Origin of the sequence: Laribacter hongkongensis DSM 14985 (genome assembly GCF_000423285.1) — a bacterium.
Taxonomy (GTDB): Bacteria; Pseudomonadota; Gammaproteobacteria; order Burkholderiales; family Aquaspirillaceae; genus Laribacter; species Laribacter hongkongensis.
Genome location: NZ_AUHR01000005.1, coordinates 67,770 through 88,656 on the forward strand (window position 1 = coordinate 67,770; position 20,887 = coordinate 88,656).

The window sequence follows — 20,887 nt, forward strand, 5'->3', positions numbered from 1 at the left end:
AGTTGGCATGAGGCGAATTCTCCTATCGGTTCTGTTTCTGGTGAACCTGGGGTGGCTGTCCCCGGCAACGGCCGCAAGTCAGGTGCTGCGCATGCACCACGACATGCCGGCCGACAGTGCGTTGCACAAGGGTGTCATGGTTTTCAAGCAACTGGTCGAAGCCCGCAGCCAGGGGCAGTACCGGGTGGAGGTGTTTGCTGCCAATTCGCTCGGAGACGATCTCGAGGTCGTCCAGCAGTTGCAGATCGGCGCGGTCCAGGCTGCGCCCATTCCGTCGGCCAAGCTCAGCAACCTGGCGCCGGCCTTGCAGATGCTCGACCTGCCTTTCCTGTTTGCCAGCGAGGCGAGTGCCGACCGCTTCATGGACGGCCCGGCCGGCGCACGCCTTCTGACCACCCTGCCGGCCCGCGGTCTTGTCGGCGCCTCATTCTGGGAATCCGGCTTCAAGCAGATGACCTGCCAGAACGTGCTCAGCCGCCCGTCCGGCCTGAAGGGCGCGCATGTGCGGGTGATGGAAAGCCCGATCCTGGCGGCCCAGTTCCGGGCCGTGGGCGGCCTGCCGGTGACGGTGTCGTTTGCCGAAACCTATATCGCCTTGCAGCAGGGCATGGTCAATTGCCAGGAAAACCCGATCGTCAGCATCGCCAAGATGCGCTTGCACGAGGTGCAGAACGAAATCTGGCTGAGCCGCCACGGCTACCTGGGCTATGTGTTCCTGTTTTCGCAGCACTGGCTCAGGCAGCAGCCGCCAGCCATGCAGGCCCTGCTGATGCAGGCGGCACGGGATGCGGCGCTGGAACAGCGGCGCATCGCCCGCGAAGAAGAGTCGACTTACCTCGAGACCATCATGGCCAGCGGCAAGGTGCGGCAGATCGACAATCCGGCCCTGCTGGCCCGGATGCGCAACGACATGCGCGCGATCTATCCGCAGTTCCGCAACGCCATCGGTGCGGGCATCTTTGACGCCTCGCTGGCCGACCTCGCCGCACAGGGAGGGAAATGATCATGCGCCATGCCCTTGAATGCTTGGATGGCTGGCTTGACCGCCTGTGCCACTGGCTGGAGCAGGTGTGCGCCGTGCTGCTGGCGCTGGCCTGCCTGGTCCTGCTGGTGGAAATCGTCCTGCGGGCGCTGTTTGGCCACGCCTTGCTGTGGGCCAACGAATTTGCCCGCTATGCGGTGATGTGGATGGTGATGCTGGGCAGCGTGGTGCTGGCCCAGCGCGGCGGCCACATCACCATCTCGGTACTGACCGAAGGCCGGCTCTGGCTGCAACGCCTGAGCCAGCTGGTCGCCGCCGGGCTGTGTGCCTGGCTGGCAGTGGTGTCGGTGCGTTTCCTGTTGCTGATTGCGCCGTTCGAGCAGGTGACGCCGACGCTGGCGCTGCCGACGGTGCTGATCTACAGCGTGTTCCTGCTGGCGTTTGCGCTGATGGCGGTGTGTTTTGCCGGGCGGGCCCTGTTGCTTGCCAAGGAGGTCTGAATGCTGCCCGCACTGGTCTTGTTGTTTGGCGTGGCCATCGGCCTGCCGGTTTTCCTGGTGCTGCTGGCTGCCGTACTGAGTTCGACGCTGCTGGACCCCAGCATTCCGGACCTGGTGATCATCCAGCGGGCGTTTGCCGGGCTGGATTCGTTCCCGCTGATGGCGATTCCGCTGTTTGTGCTGGGGGGCGAACTGATGGTACAGACCGGCGTGGCCGCCCGCATCATGAAGCTGGCGACGCTGGTGTTCGGCCACATCCGTGGCGGGCTGGCACTGGCCGTCGTCGGAGGCTGCACGTTCTTTTCCTCGATCAGCGGTTCGGCACCGGCGACGGTGCTGACCGTGGGCAAGCTCTCCGGCAAAAGTCTCGTCGACGCGGGCTACAGCCGCAATTTCATGCTGGGATTGCTGTTGAGCTGCGGTGGCCTCGGCATCGTGATTCCGCCCAGCATTTTCCTGATCGTGTTCGGCGTGGTGACCGGCACCTCGATCGCCCAGCTGTTTTACTGGAGCCTTCTGGCCGGCCTGCTGTTTGCCGGCGTGTTTGCCGTTTGCGCCATCATCTATGCCCGCATGCGTGATTTTCCGGTATTGCCGCGCCCGGTGCGGGCCGAGTTCGTGCGGGTGCTGCGCGACGCATTGCCCAGCCTGCTGATTCCGTTGCTGGTCATCGGTGGCGTGTCGTCCGGCGTGACCACCCCGACCGAAGCCGGCGTGACGGTGATTGCCTACGTGCTGCTGCTGGATGCCTTTCTCTATCACGAGCTGGACCGCAGCAAGCTGGTCCGGGTGTTCCGTGACGGCGCGCTGACCACGGCCAAGGTGATGATCATCCTGTCGGCCGCAGCGGCGCTGAGCTGGCTGATCACCGCCAGCGGCGTGGCGGCCGGGCTGGACCAGTGGTTTGGCGGATTTGAATCGAAATGGACGTTCCTGCTGGTGGCCAACCTGGTGTTCCTCGTGGGCGGCATGTTCCTCGATGCCACGTCGCTGGGCGTCATCGTGGGCCCGCTGCTGGTGGCGGCAGGCATGCAGTACGGGATTTCGCCGGTGGCCATCGGGGTGATCCTCGGGGTCAACGGCGCCATCGGCATGTATACGCCGCCCTTTGGCCTTAACCTCTTCGTGGCGCCCGAGGTCGGCGGTGGCTCGCTGGAAAGCACGGTCAGGACGCTGATCCCGTTCTACTGGGTGTCGCTGCTGGCGCTGGTGCTGGTCAATGCCATGGCGGTCCTGGTGATCTAGGCGCGCCCCACTGCCGTGACCGGCCCATGCGGCCCTTTGCAGCGGTCCCTGCCTGCCGGCAGGGGCCGCTTTGCTTTCCACTCCGCCGGCAGCGTACAGGCATCCTGCCGTGTGCTCCGGCGCTGGCGCCGCAGGGGGCATGAGGCGCACGGGCTGTACCCATGCCTGTACGGGCACAAAAAAGCCAGCCCGTGAGGGCTGGCGTGTCCTGGCACAGCCGGTCAGCAACCGGGGCGTTGCTCGATGATGCCGCCGGCCTTGAGTTCGGCCAGCTGCGCGTCGCTCAGTCCCAGCTGGCCTGCCAGCACGTCGTCGGTGTCCTGTCCCAGCATAGGTGCCGGCCGGCGGTATTCGACCGGCGTGCCCGACAGCTTGATCGGGCTGCCGACCATGCGGAACGCCGGATTGAGCGGGTGCGGAATGTTGACCAGCATCTCGCGTGCAGCGATCTGCGGCTCGGCCAGTGCCTGCTCGATGTTGTTGATCGCGCCTACCGGCACTTTCACGGCGTGGATGCGGCGCACCCATTCGTCGGCGCTGTCGGTCAGGAAATGTTGCGACAGGATGGCGACGATTTCTTCGCGGTGGATGATGCGGTCGGCGTTGCGGGTGAAGCGCGGATCTTTCGGCAGGTCGGGCAGGCCGATGCTGTCGCACAGGGCAACAAACTGGCTGTCGTTGCCGCAGGCGATGATGAAGTCACGGTCGGCGGCGCGGAACACCTGGTAGGGCACGATGTTGGCGTGGGCATTGCCGTAGCGGCCCGGCACCTTGCCTGACGCGAGGTAGTTCATGGTCTGGTTGGCCAGCGTTGCCACCTGCACGTCCAGCAGTGCCAGGTCGACATGCTGGCCCAGCCCGGTTTTTTCGCGGCTCAGCAGCGCGGCCTGGATGGCGATGGCGGCGTAGAGGCCGGTCATCAGGTCGGCAAAGGCAACACCGGTTTTCTGCGGCCCGCCGCCGGGCAGGTCGTCGCGCTCGCCGGTAATGCTCATCAGCCCGCCGAGGCCCTGGATGATGAAGTCGTAGCCCGGCTCGGCCGCACGCGGGCCGGTCTGGCCAAAGCCGGTGATCGAGCAGTACACCAGCCGCGGGTTGAGCTTCGACAGCGAGGCGTAGTCGAGCCCGTACTTGCCCAGCGAGTTGGCCTTGTAGTTTTCGATCAGCACGTCGCTGTTGGCTGCCAGCGCACGCACCAGCGCCTGGCCTTCTTCGGTGGCCAGGTTGATGGCCACCGAACGCTTGCCGCGGTTGGCCGACTGGTAGTACGCCGCCTCGCGCGTCGGCTGGCCGTCAGTGTCCTTCATCCACGGCGGGCCCCAGCCGCGGGTGTCGTCCCCGCTGCCCGGCCGCTCGACCTTGATGACATCCGCTCCGAGGTCGGCGAGTATCTGGCCGCACCACGGTCCGGCCAGTACCCGGCTCAGGTCCAGGACCCTGAATCCGCTCAATGCTCCCATGTCTTTCCCCTTTGTCAGCAACCCGCTTCTCGGTGGGTTTGGCTTCATGATGTGATATCCGGGCGGTATCGCGGTTTATACGCGTTCGATCACCATCGCCAGCCCCTGGCCGACGCCGATGCACAGGCTGATGACGGCATAGCGCTGCTGGCGGCGTTGCAGTTCGCGCGCCACGGTCAGCGCGAGGCGGGCACCGGAAGCGCCCAGCGGGTGGCCCAGTGCGATGGCGCCACCGTTGGGGTTGACGCGCGGATCGTCAAACGCCACGCCCAGTCCCTTGAGGCAGCCCAGTACCTGCGAGGCAAAGGCTTCGTTGATTTCGATGATGTCCATGTCGGCCAGCGTCAGGCCGGCACGTGCCAGCGCCTTGTTGACGGCCTCGACCGGGCCTACGCCCATGATGCGCGGCTCGACCCCGGCGGCAGCGGCCGACAGCACGCGTGCCATCGGCTTGAGGCCGAAGCGCTGTTCGACGCTGCGGTCACCGACCAGCAGGATGGCGGCACCGTCGTTGACGCCCGAGGCGTTGCCGGCAGTGACCACGCCGCCTTCAAACAGCGGACGCAGGCGCGACAGCGCGGCAAAGTCGGATTCGGGGCGCGGGTGTTCGTCGGTGGTGACAAGGCGCGGTGGCGTCTTGCGGCCAGTGGGCACGCTGACTTCGACGATTTCGTCGGCAAAGAAGCCCGCCTGGCGTGCGGCTTCGTAACGTGCCTGCGAGGCGGCGGCGAAGGTGTCGGCGTCTTCGCGGGAAATGCCGTAGACGTGCGCGACGTTGTTGGCAGTCTCGGGCATGGTGTCATTGCCGTACTGGGCGATGATCTTCGGGTTGGGGAAACGGGCACCGATGGTGCTGTCGTACATGGTGAAGTCGCGGGTGTAGGCTTTTTCCGGCTTGGCCAGCACGAATGGTGCGCGCGACATGCTTTCCACCCCGCCGGCGGCGTACAGGCTGCCCTCGTTGCAGCTGACGGCGCGGGCGGCGTCGATGACGGCTGCAAGACCGCTGGCGCACAGGCGGTTGACGGTCTGCCCCGGCACGCTGACCGGCAGGCCGGCCAGCAGCACCACGTGGCGGGCGATGTTGCGGCTGTCTTCACCCGCCTGGTTGGTGTTGCCGAGGATCAGGTCTTCCACTTCCCCGCCCGGAATGCCGTGACGTGCCAGGAGTTCGCGCAGCACGCCGGCAGCGAGGTCGTCCGGGCGGACCGGCGCCAGGGCGCCGCCGTGGCGTCCGAACGGGGTGCGCAGGCCGGCGTAGAGGTAAGCATCAAGCATGGTCGGAGTCCTTGGTAACAGGTTACGGGTGAAAGCGGCGCGACTCAGCGCACGACAGCAGGTTCGGTGTGGCGCAGCGACAGGCCGAGTACGGCGCGGCGGCGCAGCCACGGGCAGGGGCGGTAGCGCGGGTCGCCGGTAATGGCATGCATGCGCTCCAGTATCTGCAACAGCAGGGGGGCGCCGAGCTTGTCGCCCCAGGCCAGCGGACCTTGCGGATAGCCCAGCCCCAGGCGCACGGCTTCGTCGATGTCATCGACACCGGCAATGCCTTGCTGGGCAATCTCGCAGGCGAGGTTGACGATGGCCGCCAGCGTGCGCTGGGCGACAAAGCCGACGCTGTCGCGGATCACGGTGACGCCGACACCGTCGCTGGCCAGGAGGGCGTGGGCGGCGTCGCGCATGCCGGCGCCGGTAGCCGGCGTCAGCATCAGCGTGCGATGGCGGCGCAGGTCGGTCAGCAGGTCGATGCATACGGTCCGGGCCGGGTTGGTCTGCCAGAGCAGGGCGGCGCCGGTGGCGTCGCGGCCGTAGGGAGCCAGCAGGCACAGGGCAGCCGGCGAGGGCGTATCGCCGCTTTCCACCGTGGCGCCCAGTGAGGCCACCAGCGTGCGCAGGCGTTCGGCGTCGGCGGCGGATTCCGTGCCGATCCACACCGGCGGCCAGCCATCAACGGCCGGGACCAGCTGCGGGACCGGCGGATCGATCATCTGGCCGTGGGCGTAGCGGTAAAAGCCCTGTCCGGCCTTGCGGCCGACCCGTCCGCCTTCAAGCATCAGCCGGGTCAGCGCCGACGGGCGATAGCGCGGGTCGTGATAGAACTGGGTGTAGATCGACTCCATCACCGGGTGCGAAACGTCGAGCCCGGTCAGGTCGAACAGCTCGAGCGGTCCCATGCGGAAACCGGCGCCCTCGCGCAGGATGCGGTCGATGTCGCCGCGTGGTGCGACGCCTTCGTCGTGGATTTTCAGCGCTTCGGTGCCGTAGGCGCGTCCCAGGTGGTTGACGATGAATCCCGGCGTGTCCTTGGCGCGTACGCCGCGGTGGCCCATGCGTTCGGCCAGTGCCAGCAGCGCATCACCTACGGCCGGGTCGGTGGCGAGGCCGTCGATGACTTCGACCACCTTCATCAGCGGCACCGGATTGAAGAAGTGGAAACCGGCAACCCGTTCCGGCGTCTGGCAGGCACGGGCAATGGCCGTCACCGACAGCGACGAAGTGTTGGTGGCGAGGATGCAGTCCGGCGAGACAATGGCTTCCAGCCGGGTCAGCAGTTCCTGTTTGGCGTCCAGCCGTTCGATGATGGCTTCGACCACCACGTCGCAATCGGCCAGCGCTTCCAGCGTGTCGGCAACCTGCAGGCGCTCAAGGGCCGCCGCTGCGGCAACCGCTTCGATCTTGCCCTTGGCAACCAGTTTGTCGAACGTGGCGGCCAGGCTGGTCCGGGCGCTTCGGGCCGCACCGTCGCGGGCGTCAAAGAGGCGTACGGTCAGACCGGCCTGGGCGGCGATCTGGGCGATGCCGCTGCCCATGACGCCGGTGCCGACCAGACCGAGGATGTTGAGGGTCGGGGTCATGTTCATGCTCCGCGGTAGTCGGGTTTGCGTTTTTCAAAGAAGGCAGCGGCGCCTTCTTTCTGGTCGGCTGAATCAAACAGCAGCTGGAATGCCTTGCGCTCGAGTGCCAGCGCGCTGTCCAGCGGCAGGTCGGCTCCGGCCAGCATCACTTCCTTGATCTGGGCTACCGCGAGCGGCGGCAGGGCGGCGATTTCGGCAGCCAGCGCCAGGGCGCGCGGCAGTGTCTGTGCGTCTTCGACCACTTCGCTGACCATGCCGATGGCCAGCGCCTCGGGTGCCTTGACCATGCAGCCGGTCAGTGCGATGCGCATGGCCTGGAATTTGCCCACGGCGCGCACGAGGCGCTGGGTGCCGCCGGCGCCGGGCATCAGGCCGAGCTTGACCTCGGGCTGGGCGAAGCGCGCCGATGCGCCGGCGACGATGATGTCGCAGTGCATTGCCAGCTCGCAGCCGCCGCCCAGGGCAAAGCCGTTGACCGCAGCGATCACCGGTTTGGGGCAGCGGCCGATGGCTTCCCACAGGTATTCGGTATGGCGCTGGTACATCTCGATCGGCGAGGCATCGGCGAATTCGCGGATGTCTGCACCGGCGACGAAGAACTGTTCTCCTCCGGTCAGCACGATGGCGCGTACCTCAGGCCGGCTGGCCAGCTCGCGAAACGTGTCGGCCAGCCGCTGGCGGACTTCGGTGTTGAGTGCGTTTTTGGCTTCGGGGCGATGGATGCGTACGACTGCTACGCCATCTTCCTGCACGGTCAGACTGACTACGGCCTCGTTCTGGAGGGTCATTGGACAGCTCCTCAAAATAGTCGCCAATAATTGTTTCGCTATGCGGAATATTATTTCGCACAATGCCTAAATCATAAGTGACGCAGACTTTTCCTGTAAAGCGCATAGACGTATTCGATATGGGTTGCAGAAAAATTACTGTTTTTAATGGGTAATTTTTTGAAGGTTGTTTTTTATCTGTTTTGCATGTAAATTTCGCTATGCGAAATACTGTTTTGTTTTGTTGCATTTATGTCAAGAGGGATTTACGATGGCTTCAGAATTTGTGGGTAATGGATCGCAAGATGGCGCGAGGCAGGCCGGAAGCCTGTCAGAGAGCGACAAGATGGTTGTGGACCCGCTGGGGTCCGTGCAGGAAGAAGAGAAGGACCGGCAATTCGTCACGGCGCTGGCGCGCGGACTGGAGTTGCTGCGCTGTTTCACCCCGCGGGAAAACGTACTGGGCAACCAGGACCTGGCCAGAAAGACCGGTCTGCCCAAGCCCACGGTCACCCGGCTGACGCATACCCTGATGCGCCTGGGATACCTGCGGCAGGACGTGCTCTCCGGCAAGTACCAGCTGGACGTGGGCGTGCTGCGGATCGGTTACGCCATGCTGAGCAACCTGTCGATCCGGGCCGTGGCGCATGCGCAGATGGAAGAACTGGCCAATTACGCACAGGCCGCAGTGGCCATGGCCAGCCGTGACCGGCTGCACATGGTTTACCTCGATGTGGTGCAGGGGCAGGGAAACATGACCATGCGCCGCCAGATCGGCAGCAGCCTGTCGCTGCACCAGAGTTCGGTCGGCCGGGCGTGTCTGGCTGCCATGCCGGAAGAAGAACGGGAATTTTTGCTGGGGCACATCCGTACCCGTCATCCCGAGGAATGGCCGGCGATCCGCAAGGGGCTGGAGCGCGCCTTCCGCGATTACGCCGACTACGGCTACTGCCTGTCGATCGGTGAATGGCACCGGGATGTCAATTCGGTCGCCGTGCCGCTGCTGCACCAGCAGTACGGCGTGCTGGCGTTCAACTGCGGCGGCCCCAGTTTTCAGCTGTCACGGGAAAAGCTCGAGGACGACATCGGGCCCCGACTGATCAACATGGTGCAAAACATCGGCACCGCCACCCGCTGACCCGTGTTTCGGGGAGAGCGGTGCTACCAGAAGTCAGCCCGTTCTGCATACGGACCATAGAGGAGAAAAAAATGATCCGAGACCCCGAAACCCTGCAAATCCTGCTGGATTCCATCCATCAGTTCGTCAACAAGGAACTGATCCCGCGCGAAAACGAAGTTGCCGACACCGATACCATGCCGGCCGACATCGTCGAGCAGATGAAGGACATGGGCCTGTTCGGCCTGACCATCCCCGAGGAGTACGGTGGCCTGGGCGTGACCATGGAGGAGGAAGTCAACATCGCCTTCGAGCTGGGCCGCACCTCACCGGCTTTCCGGTCCTACATCGGCACCAACAACGGCATCGGTTCCATCGGCATCCTGCTCGACGGCACGCCGGAGCAAAAAGACCAGTACCTGCCGCAGCTTGCCAGCGGCGAGCTCCTCAGCTCGTTCTGCCTGACCGAGCCGGATGCCGGCTCCGACGCAGCCTCTCTGAAAACCACCGCCGTACGCGACGGTGATTTTTACGTCATCAACGGCACCAAGCGCTTCATCACCAATGCGCCGCACGCCAGCATCTACACCGTGATGGCGCGCACCAACCCCGAGATCAAGGGTGCCGGCGGCATCAGCGCCTTTATCGTCGAGCGCAATACCCCGGGCGTGTCGCTGGGCAAGTGCGACCACAAGATGGGCCAGAAGGGCGCCCATACCAGCGACGTGATCTTCGACAACGTGCGCGTGCCGGCCAGCCAGCTGATCGGCGGCGTGGAGGGTGTTGGTTTCAAGACCGCGATGAAGGTGCTGGACAAGGGCCGCCTGCACATTGCCGCCCTAAGCGTCGGCGCGGCCGAGCGCATGCTGGCTGATTCGCTGCAATACGCGATGGAGCGCAAGCAGTTCGGCAAACCGATTGCCGACTTCCAGCTGATCCAGGCAATGCTGGCTGACAGCAAGGCCGAAATCTACGCCGCGCGCTGCATGGTGCTGGATGCAGCCAGAAAGCGTGACGAAGGCCGCAATGTCAGTACCGAAGCCTCGTGCGCCAAGATGTTTGCCACCGAAATGTGTGGGCGTGTGGCTGACCGTGGCGTGCAGATCCACGGCGGGGCCGGCTATGTGAGCGAATACGCGATCGAACGCTTCTACCGCGACGTGCGCCTGTTCCGCATCTACGAAGGCACCACGCAGATCCAGCAGATCGTGATTGCACGCAACATGATCCGCGAAGCACAGGCCTGAGCGTAAACGCTGCATCCATCCCTGCTTGAATGACATGTCTTTTCTGCTGCGGCAGAAAAGGGTGCGGGCTGCCGGAATGACAACAGCGTTGCTGCGGCCGCCTGCTTACTGATAGGTACTGGTTATGCATACTCTTGCCAAGAATGACTCCGGCAATCCGGGCAGCAAGATCTGGATCCTGGTGTTCCTGTTCTGCTTTCTCGGTCTGCTGATCGACGGCGCCGACCTGATGCTGCTTTCCTACAGCCTCAGCAGCCTTAAAAGCGAATTCGGCCTCAGCAATGTCGAGGCTGGCAGTCTGGGCAGCTTTACCCTGGCCGGCATGGCCATCGGCGGCATCTACGGTGGCTGGGCCTGTGACCGCTTTGGCCGGGTGCAAACGGTGGTCTGGACTATCGTGCTGTTTTCGGTCGGCACCGCTGCGCTGGGCCTGACGCACAACTACTGGCAGTTTGCCATTGCCCGTTTTGTTGCCTCGCTGGGGCTGGGCGCGCTTTACGTGGCGTGCAACACGCTGATGGCCGAATACGTGCCGACCCGCTACCGCACCACGGTACTGGGCACGTTGCAGGCCGGCTGGTCGGTCGGCTACATCGTGGCCACGCTGCTGGCCAGCTGGATCCTGCCGGAGTACGGCTGGCGCTACCTGTTCTTCATCGCCATCATCCCGGTGGTGCTGGCCGTGCTGATGAAGCCGCTGGTGCCGGAACCCGCCGCGTGGGTGCAGGCCAAGGCCGAACGTGATGCCGCCCGCAAGGCCGGTGTCCGGCAGGTGGCCACCGAGAAGAAGGAAAGCGCTTACCAGATGATCTTTGGTGACAAGCGTGCCCGCAGCATGTTCCTGTTCTGGTCGCTGACTGCCGGCTTCCTGCAGTTCGGCTACTACGGTGTCAACAACTGGATGCCGACCTATCTGGAAACCGAAATGGGCATGAACTTCAAGTCGATGACGTCGTATCTGGTCGGCACCTATACCGCCATGATCCTGGGCAAGGTGCTGGCCGGGGTGGCTGCGGACTGGTTCGGCCGTCGTGCGGTGTTTGCCTTCGGTGCACTGGGTACCGCCATCTTCCTGCCGGTGATCGTGCTTTATCACAGCCCGGAACACATCCTGTGGATGCTGGTGGTGTTCGGCTTCCTGTACGGCATTCCGTACGGTGTGAACGCGACCTACATGACCGAGAGCTTTGAAGCCAAATTCCGCGGTACGGCTGTCGGTGGTGCCTACAACATCGGCCGTATCGGTGCGGCGATTGCACCGGCTGCCATCGGCTTCCTGGCATCGGCCGGTTCGATCGGCCTGGGCTTCCTGGTGATGGGCGTGGCCTACTTCATTTGCGGCGTCATCCCGGCGCTGTTCATCAAGGACAAGCAGTTCGACCCGCAGACCGAATAACTGCGGCGGCTGCATCAGTCTGATGCCCTGCTGTCTGCCGGCGAAATCCGGCAGGCAGCAGGGCATTTTTCATGGGCGGAAAATCACCCGGTCAAGCCGGTGAACCAGCCTGGCCGCTGGCGAGGCAAGCCTGCTGCCAATCGTCATGTCCGGACGGTACGTCTACCGGATGCGGCTGGCAGGGCCCGGGGAGAGGGTACGCTCTGGTGATGGAGCGGGTCATGCCCGTTGCGCATGAGAAGGCATGACCCGGCCGGGCGGATTATTCCGGTGCGCACCAGAGCTGCTGCTGGCCGCTCATGTCCAGCCAGCAGGTATCCGTGTCCGCGGCGGGAATGGTGGCGTGCAGGGTCAAGAGTTCATCGTCACGCATGACGGTAAACGTGACGGCATCGCCAGCCTGGTAACGGCTGAATGCCTTGTCCGGATCCCGCAGCCGCAATCCGTCCAGCGCCAGCAGCAGGTCGCCGGCGGCCATTCCGGCCAGGCGGGCCAGGCTGTGGTCCAGTACGTGTGTCACCACCAGCCAGCCTTGTTCGCTGCGGGTACGGGCGCCGAGTCTGGGGCGGGGGCCGGAGGCGGACGGTGGTGGTGGCAGGCCGCCTTCGTCGGTCGAGGACATGGCTGCGCGCCAGTCTGTCCGGACGCCGGCCTGTGCCAGCAGTTCATCGAGCGGGAGGTCTTGCGTACTGCGGATGGCCTGGTCGAAAAAGCCTGCCAGGTCCTGTCCGGTTGTACGCGATGCAGTGCTTTCCCATCCTGTTTCGGCCACGCCTTCGCCGGTTTGCTGCCAGTCATGCCACAGCTGCCGCATGACATCGTCGAGAGACTGCCGGCCGGAGCTGCGCTGACGAATGGTCAGGTCGAGTGCCAGTGCGGCCAATGCGCCTTTCTGGTAGTAGCTGACGATGGCGTTGGGGCTGTTTTCGTCCTGTTTGTAGAACTTGGTCCAGGCGTCAAAGCTGGAGTCGGACAGGGTCTGCTTGAGGCGGCCGCTGCTGCGGCGGACCCGGGTCATGCTTTTTGCCAGCAGGCCGAGATAGCGTTCGGGCGTGATCAGGCCGCTGCGGACCAGTGTCAGGTCGTCGTAGTACGAGGTGATGCCTTCGAATGCCCACAGCAGGCGGGTATGGTTGGGCTGGTCGAGACGGTAGGGCGTGAAGGCCGCCGGCTTGATGCGCTTGACGTTCCAGGCGTGGAAGTGCTCGTGGCTGCACAGACCCAGCAGTGACAGGTAGCCGTCGCTGATGGCCGGGTCGCCAGCGACGGGCAAGTCGTGCCGGCTGGCCATCAGGGCCGTGGAGTCGCGGTGCTCCAGTCCGCCGTACAGGTTTTCGCCCAGCTGGAGCTGGAACTGGTAGCGCGAGAAGGGGGCCGGGGTACCGAAAAAGCGGATTTGCCAGCCGCAGATCGTGCGCAGGTCACAGGCCAGCCGTTCGAGGTCGCCTCGGTGCCGGCCGGAAACGATGACTTCGTAACCGACGTTTTCTGCCGTGAACCGGACGGTATCGAACCTGCCCAGCGTGAAGGGATGATCCAGCAGGGCATCGTAATTTTCGGCCTGGTAGTGGCCGAAACCGTCCGCACCGGTTTCAACGGCAGGCAGGGTTGTAGCAACTTGCCAGTGTCCTTCAACGTCATTCTGCTGCGGGGATTGCAGCGACAGCCGCTGTGGCAGGTGACTTGAGCCGACAGCTTCAACACATAGGCTGCTGGCATTGAAAAAGCCGCGTTGCCGGTCCAGCCAGGCACCCCGGACCGACAGGTCGTGGGCAAACACTTCATAGCTGAAGCTTAATGAGCCCTTAGTTCCGCTTACCCGCCAGCCATGACTGTCCAGTGGCGTAACGACCAGTGATTTGCCATTGGCATCGCGCGCGACCGGGGTTGAGAGGTGGCGGGAAAAGTCCCGGATCATGTAGCTGCCGGGTATCCAGCTTGGCAGCCGAAAATCCTGAAATGGTGCTGAAACATCGTTCAAAAAACAGGTTACACGATAAATATGGGCTGCTGGATCGTGCAGGGCAATGGTGTAATGGATGCAGGAAATCATGACGTTTACCGGTGCAAGGGGTAGGGGCAGTTGATACAGGTCAAGGGGTTACCGTGAATGACAATATAATATCCATCGCCACCGAAGGGTCTGGCAGGTGCCTTGGGTGAGCAGTTTTAAGAAAGGATTCAGCTAGTTCAACGCTGAGCTTTGTTTTAAAATGCCCGGCTGCAAAAGGTGTGCTGATTGAATAAACCGGCTGCCTGTGACTACTTTTCGATCCGCTAGGCGCCATTGACACGCTTTATGTGTGTCGCATGAGCAGGCTGCCGTCTTGCTTGCCGGTGCGGCGCACTTTACGGATTACCCGTTCGCAACCTTGGAGAAACCTCAATGGAGACGCAATCCACATACAATTACAAGGTGGTGCGCCAGTTTGCCGTGATGACCGTAGTATGGGGCATCGTCGGCATGCTGGTGGGCGTCATTATTGCCGCGCAGCTGGTCTGGCCCGATCTCAACATCGGTCCGTGGCTGCACTTCGGCAGACTGCGCCCTCTGCACACCAACGCGGTGATTTTCGCCTTTGGCGGCTCAGCCCTGTTCGCTACGTCATATTATGTCGTTCAGCGGACCTGTCAGGTACGTCTGATTTCAGACAAGCTGGCTGCGTTCACCTTCTGGGCCTGGCAGGTCGTCATTGTCGCGGCAGCTGTTACCCTGCCGCTGGGAATGACCTTCGGCAAGGAGTATGCCGAACTGGAATGGCCGATCAAGCTGCTGATCGCCGTGACCTGGGTGGTATATGCAATTGTGTTTTTCGGCACCATTGCGATCCGCAAGGTCAAGCATATTTACGTCGCCAACTGGTTCTATGGTGCTTTCATCTTGGCCGTGGCCTTGTTGCACATCGTCAATAGTGCCTTTGTTCCGGTGACCCTGACCAAGTCCTATTCCGCGTACGCCGGTGCCGTGGATGCCATGATCCAGTGGTGGTACGGTCACAACGCCGTAGGTTTCTTCCTGACCGCAGCCTTCCTGGGCATGATGTACTACTTCGTGCCGAAACAGGCTGGTCGTCCGGTCTACTCCTACCGCCTGTCCGTGGTGCACTTCTGGGCCCTGATCTTCACCTACATGTGGGCAGGTCCGCACCATCTGCATTACACCGCCCTGCCGGACTGGACCCAGTCGCTGGGCATGGTGTTCTCGCTGATCCTGCTGGCTCCGAGCTGGGGTGGCATGATCAACGGCATCATGACCTTGTCGGGTGCCTGGCACAAACTGCGTACCGATCCGATCCTCAAGTTCCTGGTGGTATCCCTGTCGTTCTACGGCATGTCGACCTTTGAAGGCCCGATGATGTCGATCAAGACCGTGAATGCCCTGTCGCACTACACCGACTGGACCATTGGTCACGTGCACTCCGGTGCCTTGGGCTGGGTGGGCTTCATCACCATCGGTTCGATGTACTACCTGATCCCGCGTCTCTTCAACCGTGAAGAAATGTATTCGACCAAACTGATCGAAGCACACTTCTGGCTGGCTACCGTGGGTGTGGTGCTCTATATCGCTGCGCTGTGGATTTCCGGTGTGATGCAAGGCCTGATGTGGCGCGCCCTGAACCCGGACGGCACCCTGACCTATGCATTTGCAGAAGTGGTCAAAGTGACCTATCCGTACCACTTCGTGCGTCTGTTGGGTGGTCTGCTGTACCTCTCCGGTATGGTGATCATGGCCTACAACGTGTTCCGTACCGTGACCCTGGGACGTGCTGTTGATGCCCAGATCCCGGCCGTAGCGGCTCACGCCCACGCCTAAAGGCAGAAAGGTCAGAATCAACATGGACAAGATCCAGAAACTTATTGAAGAGAAGGTCGGCTATCTGATCGTTCTGACGTTGCTGGTCATCAGCATTGCCATGCTGGTGGAAATCCTGCCGCTGATGTTCCAGAAGTCCACCACGCAGCCGGTTGCAGGAGTCAAACCCTACACCGCCTTGCAACTGACCGGGCGTGACATCTACATCCGTGAGGGTTGCTACAACTGCCACTCGCAGATGATCCGTCCGTTCCGTGCCGAAACCGAACGCTATGGCCACTACTCTGTTGCCGGCGAATCCGTGTATGACCACCCCTTCCAGTGGGGTTCCAAGCGTACCGGTCCGGACCTGGCCCGCGTAGGAGGTCGTTATTCGGATGAGTGGCACCGTGTGCACCTGATCAATCCGCGTGACGTGGTTCCTGAATCGAACATGCCTGGATTCCCTTGGCTGTCGCGTAACCTGGCAGATGCCGATACGGTCGCTGCCAAGATGACGGCTTTGCGCAAGGTCGGCGTACCGTATACCGACGAGGAAATTGCCAAGAGCAAGGGCGAAGTGGAAGGCAAGTCCGAAATGGATGCGCTGGTTGCCTATCTGCAAGGTCTGGGCCTTGCGCTCAAGAACACTCGCTGATCTGACAGGCCATGGAAAACGTAGCCGATCTGATCCACATCATTGTCACTGTGGCGAGCTTTGTCTGCTTTGTGCTGATTGGCCTCTGGGCTTACAGCAAGTCGGCCAAGCCACACTTTGAAGAAGCTGCCAACCTGCTTTTTCAGGATGATGATGCGGTTACAAGCCAGGCAGCCGGCAAGCAGCCGGTTGCCCGTAACGGAGCAAAACAATGAGTGATTTTGTAAGCGATTTCTGGAGCATCTGGATTACCGCCATTGTTGTGGTGGGTATTGCCGGTCTGTGCCTCCTGCTCTTGACGCAATCCAAGACCACGATCAAGCCGGGTCAGGAAGTCGAGACCATGGGCCATGTGTGGGACGACAATCTGGAGGAGTACAACAACCCGCTGCCGAAATGGTGGATGTGGATGTTCGTCCTGACTCTGGTCTTCGGGGTGGTCTATCTGGTGCTGTATCCGGGGCTCGGTACTTTCAAGGGTATTCGTGGCTGGACTTCGGTGGGGCAGTACAAAAGCGAGCGTGCTGAGGCCGAAGCCAAGTACCAGCCGCTGTACGATGCCTACCTCAAGCAGGACATCAAGACTGTTGCCGCCGATCCCAAGGCTCATGAGATGGGGCAGCGCCTGTTTCAGACCTATTGCATGCAATGCCACGGTGCCGATGCCCGGGGTGCCAAGGGCTTCCCGAATCTGACCGACAACGACTGGCTGTGGGGGGGTGATGCAGCCACGATCCACACTACGATTGCTGCGGGTCGCGTCGGGGCAATGCCGGCATGGGGTGCCGCATTCGGCGAGGAGAAGGTAAAGGATGCTGCCAACTACGTGATGTCGCTGTCCGGCAAGAAGCATGACGCCGAGCGTGCTGCCCGTGGCAAGGAAACCTTCACGGCTGTCTGTGCCGCCTGTCACGGTCCGGACGGTAAAGGCAATCAAGCCTTGGGTGCTCCGAATCTGACGGATAACGTCTGGCTGTACGGTGGAACTGAAAAGGCAATCATTGAAACCATTACCAATGGTCGCAATAACCAGATGCCGGCATGGAAGGACTTCCTCGGTGATGGCAAAGTCCATCTGCTGACTGCTTATGTATGGGGTCTCTCCAATAACGTGAAATCTGCTGCACAGCAGTAAGTCGGGCGAATCCAATCGCTGCAAAAACACAGCCCGTGCAATGCGCGGGCTGTGTCATTTTATAATTGCATATAATATACTTATGACTCTTGGGCATAAGTAAATAGTCTGGTGTTCTGCCATTTCGGACATTATGGAAGTAATGAAAGAGAACGTTGGGTCGAGCCTCGATTTGCGGGGTTCCGTCGAGCTTTCTTGTTTAGGTTGGGAAACCATGAACGACATGCATAAACCGCCGGTTGATTCAGCCCCCAATGGGGTCAAAGAAGTCGCACTTTACGAAAGCCGCAAAAAGATTTACATGCGCAAAGCGAGTGGTACGTTTGCCAACTGGCGTATCGCCATGGTGCTGTTCACCCAGCTGCTGTATTACGGATTGCCGTGGCTGAGTTGGAACGGCCGGCAGGCAGTGTTGTTCGATCTGGTCAATCGCAAGTTTTACCTGTTTGGCCTGACCTTTTTCCCGCAGGATTTTATTTATCTTGCCGCATTCCTGATGGCTTCGGCATTTGGCCTGTTCCTGTGGACGACCATTGCTGGACGCCTGTGGTGCGGATATACCTGTCCGCAGACGGTCTACACCGAAATCATGATGTGGATCGAGCACTGGGTTGAAGGTGACCGTGCTGCCCGCATCAAGCTGGATCAAGGTCCCTGGAATGCCAACAAAATCGCACGAAAGCTGCTCAAGCAGGTCTTGTGGGTGGCCGTGGCGCTGTGGACCGGCGTAACGCTGGTCGGATACTTCATGCCCATGCAGGAAGTCATGCAGGATATTGCCAGCCTCAGCATCGCCGGGTGGCAGGCATTCTGGATATTTTTCTACGCCGGCTTTACCTATCTGCTGGCTGCTGTCATGCGTGAGCAGGTCTGCAAGTACATGTGCCCGTATGCCCGTTTCCAGAGCGTGATGTTTGATGCTGATACGCTGATCATTTCCTATGATGTCGAGCGTGGAGAACCGCGTGGTGCCCGTAAAAAAGGAGTAGATCCGAAAACGGTCAACAAGGGTGACTGCGTCAACTGCGGAATCTGCGTACAGGTGTGCCCGACAGGTATCGACATCCGGGATGGCTTGCAGTACGAATGTATCGGTTGTGCGGCCTGTATTGATGCCTGTGACGAAGTCATGGACAAAATGAAATATCCGCGCGGGCTGATCCGTTACACCACGGAGAATGCACTGGCCAAGCAGTATCCGGAAAGCCGCATCCTGTCCCGTCTCAAGCGTCCACGCGTCATCATGTATTCAGTGGTCTTGTTCTCCGTGCTCGGAGTCGCCGTGACCTCGCTGTTTTTCCGTCAGCCGGTCAAGCTCGACATCGTGCGTGACCGTGCATCCCTGGTGCGCGAAACGGATGATGGCTTGCTGGAAAATACCTACAACCTGCGTCTGATCAACAGTTCGGAAACCCGTCACAAGGTCGAGGTAAGTGTATCTGGCCTGCCTGACATCAAACTCGAAGCCAACCAGCGCGTGCTGGAGCTGGGGCCGACTGCCAATGAAGTGATTACGGTGCATGTCACGGCTAGTCCGGAGGTCGCTCCCAAAGGCAGCCATCCCATCTACTTTGCCGTCAAGTCGGTGGATGGCAGCGGAGTCGATGTGGAAGAAAAATCCAGCTTTATCGGCGAGTGACAAATGACGGACTGTTCGCATGCATTAAGCCGATCACGAACAAAAATCGCTAAAATTGCACGCTGAATGAAACAGGCACGCCGCCAAGTCCGGCGTGCCTTTGTCTGTCTGAGCAGAGGAGTGTCTTATGTCCCAACCTGTAATTCCCTGGTACAAGCAACGCTGGCCATGGATCCTGATGTCAGGTCCGGCCATCGTGGTGGTCGCCGGCTTCATCACCCTGGGTCTTGCCATCCATACGTCTGATAGCCTGGTCGATGATGACTACTATAAAAAGGGTAAAGCAATCAACGAGGATCTGGCCCGTGACCAGCAGGCTGCCACGGCTGGAATTGGCGCAACAGTCATGTTTGCCGATGGCCTGTCGGCCGTGCGGGTCCTGCTGAACAGTCAGGACGGCAAACCCTTGCCGGAGACATTGCTGTTGTCGATCCAGCATCCGACCATGGAAGGGATGGACCAGGTGCTTACGCTCAGGCAGGAAGGTCCGGGTACGTTTACCGCGCCACTTGCCATGAAAGGCGAGGCTCGCCACTGGTACCTGCGTATCGAGGATCCTGAGCGGAAATGGCGCATCGAAGGGGAGTGGAAACCCCTGAACGGGCCGATGATACGGCTGGTGCCGAATCTCGCTTCTGCCGACTCCTGAAACAGGCCGAAGTCATGGAGAGCCCCATGAAATGCATCACTCTGGCACATCATGCAGTCACGATTGTTTTCATGGGGATACTCCTTGCCGGATGCGCAAGTATCCCGCCACAGGCGAGGCCGACCGTAACCGCCCATGTGCAGCCAGCCAAAAATACGCTTCTTGCCGGGCCGGCCCTGTTGCGGGTTGATCTGGTGACCAGTGAGGAGAGAGTGCTGGGCCAGCGCTATGTTCCGCTGGATGATCCGGTATGGCCTTATCCGGTTGAATTCTGCATCGACCCGGTGGCTGGAAATCCGGTTGGCTGGTTTTTGCGGGCACGGATAACCAATGCGGCAGGAGCAGTGCAGGCCAGTGGCCAGCAACAGTTGCCAGCCCTTCTCCCGGACCAGCCCCTGACGGTTCTGGTGGACTGATCCGGTCTCCGTGTCGTAATCAGGATTCCACGGCGTAAGGCAGTTGCCCGCGTTGCAGCAACGGGCCATCCACCGATCGCAAATGTACGCCACTGTTCCATGCATTGCTCTGCACCACAACCAGCAGCTCTGTCCCGGCTTCCGTTGCGACCGCCAGCATGACCTTGCCGATGGCCTGCTCCCCTGTTTCCACACTGAACAGCTCATCACCAGGCATCGCCTGTGCATCTGCCAAAGCCCGGAACATGCGCCGTTTCACTTTGCCCAGATACTGCGTCCGCGCCACGATTTCCTGGCCGGGATAGCAGCCCTTCTGGAAACTCACGCCACCGATCAGCTCCAGATTGGCCATCTGCGGAACAAAGGCTTCCTGCGTGGCCTGCGTTATCCACGGTGTTCCGGTTGCAATGTCCGAGAGCGTCCAGTTGGTCATAGGGGCTGGCTTGGCGCCATGTGCGCACAATTGAGGCCAGAGCGACATGGCAGCAGCCGGTGCCAGAGCCAGCACAAAACGGCCTTCCGGCAGACGTATCACGCACCCTTCGCTCAGGGTCTCCACGGCCAGTCCGGTCGCCGGAACAGCAAGGCCGGACTGCTGCATGACCCGTTCCGCCGCCGGCCCGGTCAGGCCCAGCAACACCAGATCATCCCGTTGCCGGTGACTGACCTTGCTGCGCAGGATGAACATGTTGAGCCGCTTGTCGATGGCCGCAGCCAGACCGGCAGACAGCATCAGCTGGTAATGCCCGGATTCCTGCCAGACCAGAAAATTGGCCAGCATGCGTCCTTTGGCCGTGGAGTAGCTGGACCACTGGGCTGCCTGGGGTGAAACCTGGCGGATGTCATTGGACAGCTGGCCCTGCAGGAAGGTTTCGGCATCGGCACCGGAAAAATCCAGTACGGCAAAATCGCTGAGCGGAACCAGCAGGGCCGGCTCGGTATCGGGCTGCATGGCAAACGGGGCGCCCGCGCGGGCCAGAAAGTCATTCCAGTTCTGCATTGTTGTTTCTCCATCCGGTATCCCGGAT

The 20,887-nt window shown here is 61.5% G+C and carries 19 protein-coding genes; 13 read left to right on the plus strand and 6 right to left on the minus strand.

Annotated elements, in window-relative coordinates; all coding sequences use genetic code 11:
• The first annotated feature begins 7 nt into the window (after positions 1–7).
• From G542_RS0106135 to G542_RS16120, 3 genes are read left to right on the plus strand one after another with little or no spacing between them, the layout of a single operon-like run.
• Complete coding sequence (locus G542_RS0106135; RefSeq protein ID WP_081666762.1) at positions 8–1,003, plus strand: TRAP transporter substrate-binding protein; 996 nt, start codon at positions 8–10, stop codon at positions 1,001–1,003.
• A 2-nt stretch (positions 1,004–1,005) separates the two neighbouring features.
• The gene (locus G542_RS16115; protein WP_012696467.1) at positions 1,006–1,482 is read left to right on the plus strand and encodes a TRAP transporter small permease; all 477 of its coding nucleotides are present in this window, start codon (positions 1,006–1,008) and stop codon (positions 1,480–1,482) included.
• Complete coding sequence (locus G542_RS16120; RefSeq protein ID WP_012696468.1) at positions 1,483–2,727, plus strand: TRAP transporter large permease; 1,245 nt, start codon at positions 1,483–1,485, stop codon at positions 2,725–2,727.
• A gap of 221 nt (positions 2,728–2,948) precedes the next feature.
• On the opposite strand, the gene G542_RS0106150 is transcribed toward G542_RS16120, so the two are convergent.
• The 4 genes from G542_RS0106150 to G542_RS0106165 form a co-directional block, all read right to left on the minus strand.
• Positions 2,949–4,187 carry a CaiB/BaiF CoA transferase family protein gene (locus tag G542_RS0106150; protein ID WP_027823664.1) on the minus strand — a complete coding sequence of 413 codons (1,239 nt, stop codon included), beginning with the start codon at positions 4,185–4,187 and terminating at the stop codon, positions 2,949–2,951.
• A gap of 75 nt (positions 4,188–4,262) precedes the next feature.
• Complete coding sequence (locus G542_RS0106155) at positions 4,263–5,465, minus strand: 3-oxoadipyl-CoA thiolase (protein WP_027823665.1); 1,203 nt, start codon at positions 5,463–5,465, stop codon at positions 4,263–4,265.
• Between the two features lie 44 nt (positions 5,466–5,509).
• A complete protein-coding gene (locus G542_RS0106160) occupies positions 5,510–7,042 on the minus strand; it encodes a 3-hydroxyacyl-CoA dehydrogenase (RefSeq protein WP_027823666.1) in 1,533 nt (510 codons plus the stop codon).
• Positions 7,043–7,044: 2 nt separating this feature from the next.
• Positions 7,045–7,830, minus strand: a complete 786-nt coding sequence (locus tag G542_RS0106165) for an enoyl-CoA hydratase (protein ID WP_027823667.1) — start codon at positions 7,828–7,830, stop codon at positions 7,045–7,047.
• 250 nt (positions 7,831–8,080) lie between these two features.
• Here G542_RS0106165 and G542_RS0106170 point away from each other — a divergent pair, with 250 nt between their 5' ends.
• From G542_RS0106170 to G542_RS0106180, 3 genes are all read left to right on the plus strand, one after another.
• The gene (locus G542_RS0106170) at positions 8,081–8,947 is read left to right on the plus strand and encodes an IclR family transcriptional regulator (protein WP_012696474.1); all 867 of its coding nucleotides are present in this window, start codon (positions 8,081–8,083) and stop codon (positions 8,945–8,947) included.
• A gap of 71 nt (positions 8,948–9,018) precedes the next feature.
• Positions 9,019–10,173, plus strand: coding sequence for an acyl-CoA dehydrogenase family protein (locus G542_RS0106175; protein ID WP_012696475.1), 1,155 nt, complete (start codon positions 9,019–9,021; stop codon positions 10,171–10,173).
• A 124-nt stretch (positions 10,174–10,297) separates the two neighbouring features.
• On the plus strand, positions 10,298–11,569 hold the full coding sequence (locus G542_RS0106180; protein ID WP_027823669.1) for an MFS transporter: 1,272 nt from the start codon (positions 10,298–10,300) through the stop codon (positions 11,567–11,569).
• A gap of 262 nt (positions 11,570–11,831) precedes the next feature.
• Here G542_RS0106180 and G542_RS0106185 read toward each other — a convergent pair whose 3' ends face one another.
• Positions 11,832–13,622 carry a M61 family metallopeptidase gene (locus G542_RS0106185; RefSeq protein ID WP_051189943.1) on the minus strand — a complete coding sequence of 597 codons (1,791 nt, stop codon included), beginning with the start codon at positions 13,620–13,622 and terminating at the stop codon, positions 11,832–11,834.
• A gap of 333 nt (positions 13,623–13,955) precedes the next feature.
• On the opposite strand from G542_RS0106185, the gene ccoN reads away from it, so the two are divergent.
• From ccoN to G542_RS0106220, 7 genes are all read left to right on the plus strand, one after another.
• A complete protein-coding gene (gene ccoN / locus G542_RS0106190; RefSeq protein WP_012696478.1) occupies positions 13,956–15,383 on the plus strand; it encodes a cytochrome-c oxidase, cbb3-type subunit I in 1,428 nt (475 codons plus the stop codon).
• A 22-nt stretch (positions 15,384–15,405) separates the two neighbouring features.
• Positions 15,406–16,020: a cytochrome-c oxidase, cbb3-type subunit II gene (gene ccoO / locus G542_RS0106195; protein WP_012696479.1), complete on the plus strand. Its 615-nt coding sequence runs from the start codon at positions 15,406–15,408 to the stop codon at positions 16,018–16,020.
• An 11-nt stretch (positions 16,021–16,031) separates the two neighbouring features.
• Positions 16,032–16,235: a cbb3-type cytochrome oxidase subunit 3 gene (locus G542_RS0106200; RefSeq protein ID WP_012696480.1), complete on the plus strand. Its 204-nt coding sequence runs from the start codon at positions 16,032–16,034 to the stop codon at positions 16,233–16,235.
• Entirely contained in the window at positions 16,232–17,155 is a 924-nt protein-coding gene (gene ccoP, locus G542_RS0106205; RefSeq protein ID WP_027823671.1) for a cytochrome-c oxidase, cbb3-type subunit III, read from the plus strand. Before G542_RS0106200 ends, ccoP begins: the two co-directional genes overlap by 4 nt.
• Before the next feature lie 214 nt (positions 17,156–17,369).
• Positions 17,370–18,794 carry a cytochrome c oxidase accessory protein CcoG gene (gene ccoG / locus G542_RS0106210; RefSeq protein WP_012696482.1) on the plus strand — a complete coding sequence of 475 codons (1,425 nt, stop codon included), beginning with the start codon at positions 17,370–17,372 and terminating at the stop codon, positions 18,792–18,794.
• A gap of 127 nt (positions 18,795–18,921) precedes the next feature.
• Positions 18,922–19,443, plus strand: a complete 522-nt coding sequence (locus tag G542_RS0106215; RefSeq protein WP_012696483.1) for a FixH family protein — start codon at positions 18,922–18,924, stop codon at positions 19,441–19,443.
• Positions 19,444–19,469: 26 nt separating this feature from the next.
• Complete coding sequence (locus G542_RS0106220; protein WP_155826621.1) at positions 19,470–19,859, plus strand: hypothetical protein; 390 nt, start codon at positions 19,470–19,472, stop codon at positions 19,857–19,859.
• A gap of 19 nt (positions 19,860–19,878) precedes the next feature.
• Here the strand turns inward: G542_RS0106220 and ygfZ are convergent, their stop codons facing one another.
• Positions 19,879–20,859: a CAF17-like 4Fe-4S cluster assembly/insertion protein YgfZ gene (ygfZ, locus tag G542_RS0106225; RefSeq protein ID WP_012696485.1), complete on the minus strand. Its 981-nt coding sequence runs from the start codon at positions 20,857–20,859 to the stop codon at positions 19,879–19,881.
• Between the last annotated feature and the right edge of the window lie 28 nt (positions 20,860–20,887).

Coding starts and splice junctions, on each gene's coding strand:
- G542_RS0106135 (WP_081666762.1), top strand. CDS start 8: ATGAGGCGAATTCTCCTATCGGTTCTGTTTCTGGTGAACCTGGGGTGG.
- G542_RS16115 (WP_012696467.1), top strand. CDS start 1,006: ATGCGCCATGCCCTTGAATGCTTGGATGGCTGGCTTGACCGCCTGTGC.
- G542_RS16120 (WP_012696468.1), top strand. CDS start 1,483: ATGCTGCCCGCACTGGTCTTGTTGTTTGGCGTGGCCATCGGCCTGCCG.
- G542_RS0106150 (WP_027823664.1), bottom strand. CDS start 4,187: ATGGGAGCATTGAGCGGATTCAGGGTCCTGGACCTGAGCCGGGTACTG.
- G542_RS0106155 (WP_027823665.1), bottom strand. CDS start 5,465: ATGCTTGATGCTTACCTCTACGCCGGCCTGCGCACCCCGTTCGGACGC.
- G542_RS0106160 (WP_027823666.1), bottom strand. CDS start 7,042: ATGACCCCGACCCTCAACATCCTCGGTCTGGTCGGCACCGGCGTCATG.
- G542_RS0106165 (WP_027823667.1), bottom strand. CDS start 7,830: ATGACCCTCCAGAACGAGGCCGTAGTCAGTCTGACCGTGCAGGAAGAT.
- G542_RS0106170 (WP_012696474.1), top strand. CDS start 8,081: ATGGCTTCAGAATTTGTGGGTAATGGATCGCAAGATGGCGCGAGGCAG.
- G542_RS0106175 (WP_012696475.1), top strand. CDS start 9,019: ATGATCCGAGACCCCGAAACCCTGCAAATCCTGCTGGATTCCATCCAT.
- G542_RS0106180 (WP_027823669.1), top strand. CDS start 10,298: ATGCATACTCTTGCCAAGAATGACTCCGGCAATCCGGGCAGCAAGATC.
- G542_RS0106185 (WP_051189943.1), bottom strand. CDS start 13,622: ATGATTTCCTGCATCCATTACACCATTGCCCTGCACGATCCAGCAGCC.
- ccoN (WP_012696478.1), top strand. CDS start 13,956: ATGGAGACGCAATCCACATACAATTACAAGGTGGTGCGCCAGTTTGCC.
- ccoO (WP_012696479.1), top strand. CDS start 15,406: ATGGACAAGATCCAGAAACTTATTGAAGAGAAGGTCGGCTATCTGATC.
- G542_RS0106200 (WP_012696480.1), top strand. CDS start 16,032: ATGGAAAACGTAGCCGATCTGATCCACATCATTGTCACTGTGGCGAGC.
- ccoP (WP_027823671.1), top strand. CDS start 16,232: ATGAGTGATTTTGTAAGCGATTTCTGGAGCATCTGGATTACCGCCATT.
- ccoG (WP_012696482.1), top strand. CDS start 17,370: ATGAACGACATGCATAAACCGCCGGTTGATTCAGCCCCCAATGGGGTC.
- G542_RS0106215 (WP_012696483.1), top strand. CDS start 18,922: ATGTCCCAACCTGTAATTCCCTGGTACAAGCAACGCTGGCCATGGATC.
- G542_RS0106220 (WP_155826621.1), top strand. CDS start 19,470: ATGAAATGCATCACTCTGGCACATCATGCAGTCACGATTGTTTTCATG.
- ygfZ (WP_012696485.1), bottom strand. CDS start 20,859: ATGCAGAACTGGAATGACTTTCTGGCCCGCGCGGGCGCCCCGTTTGCC.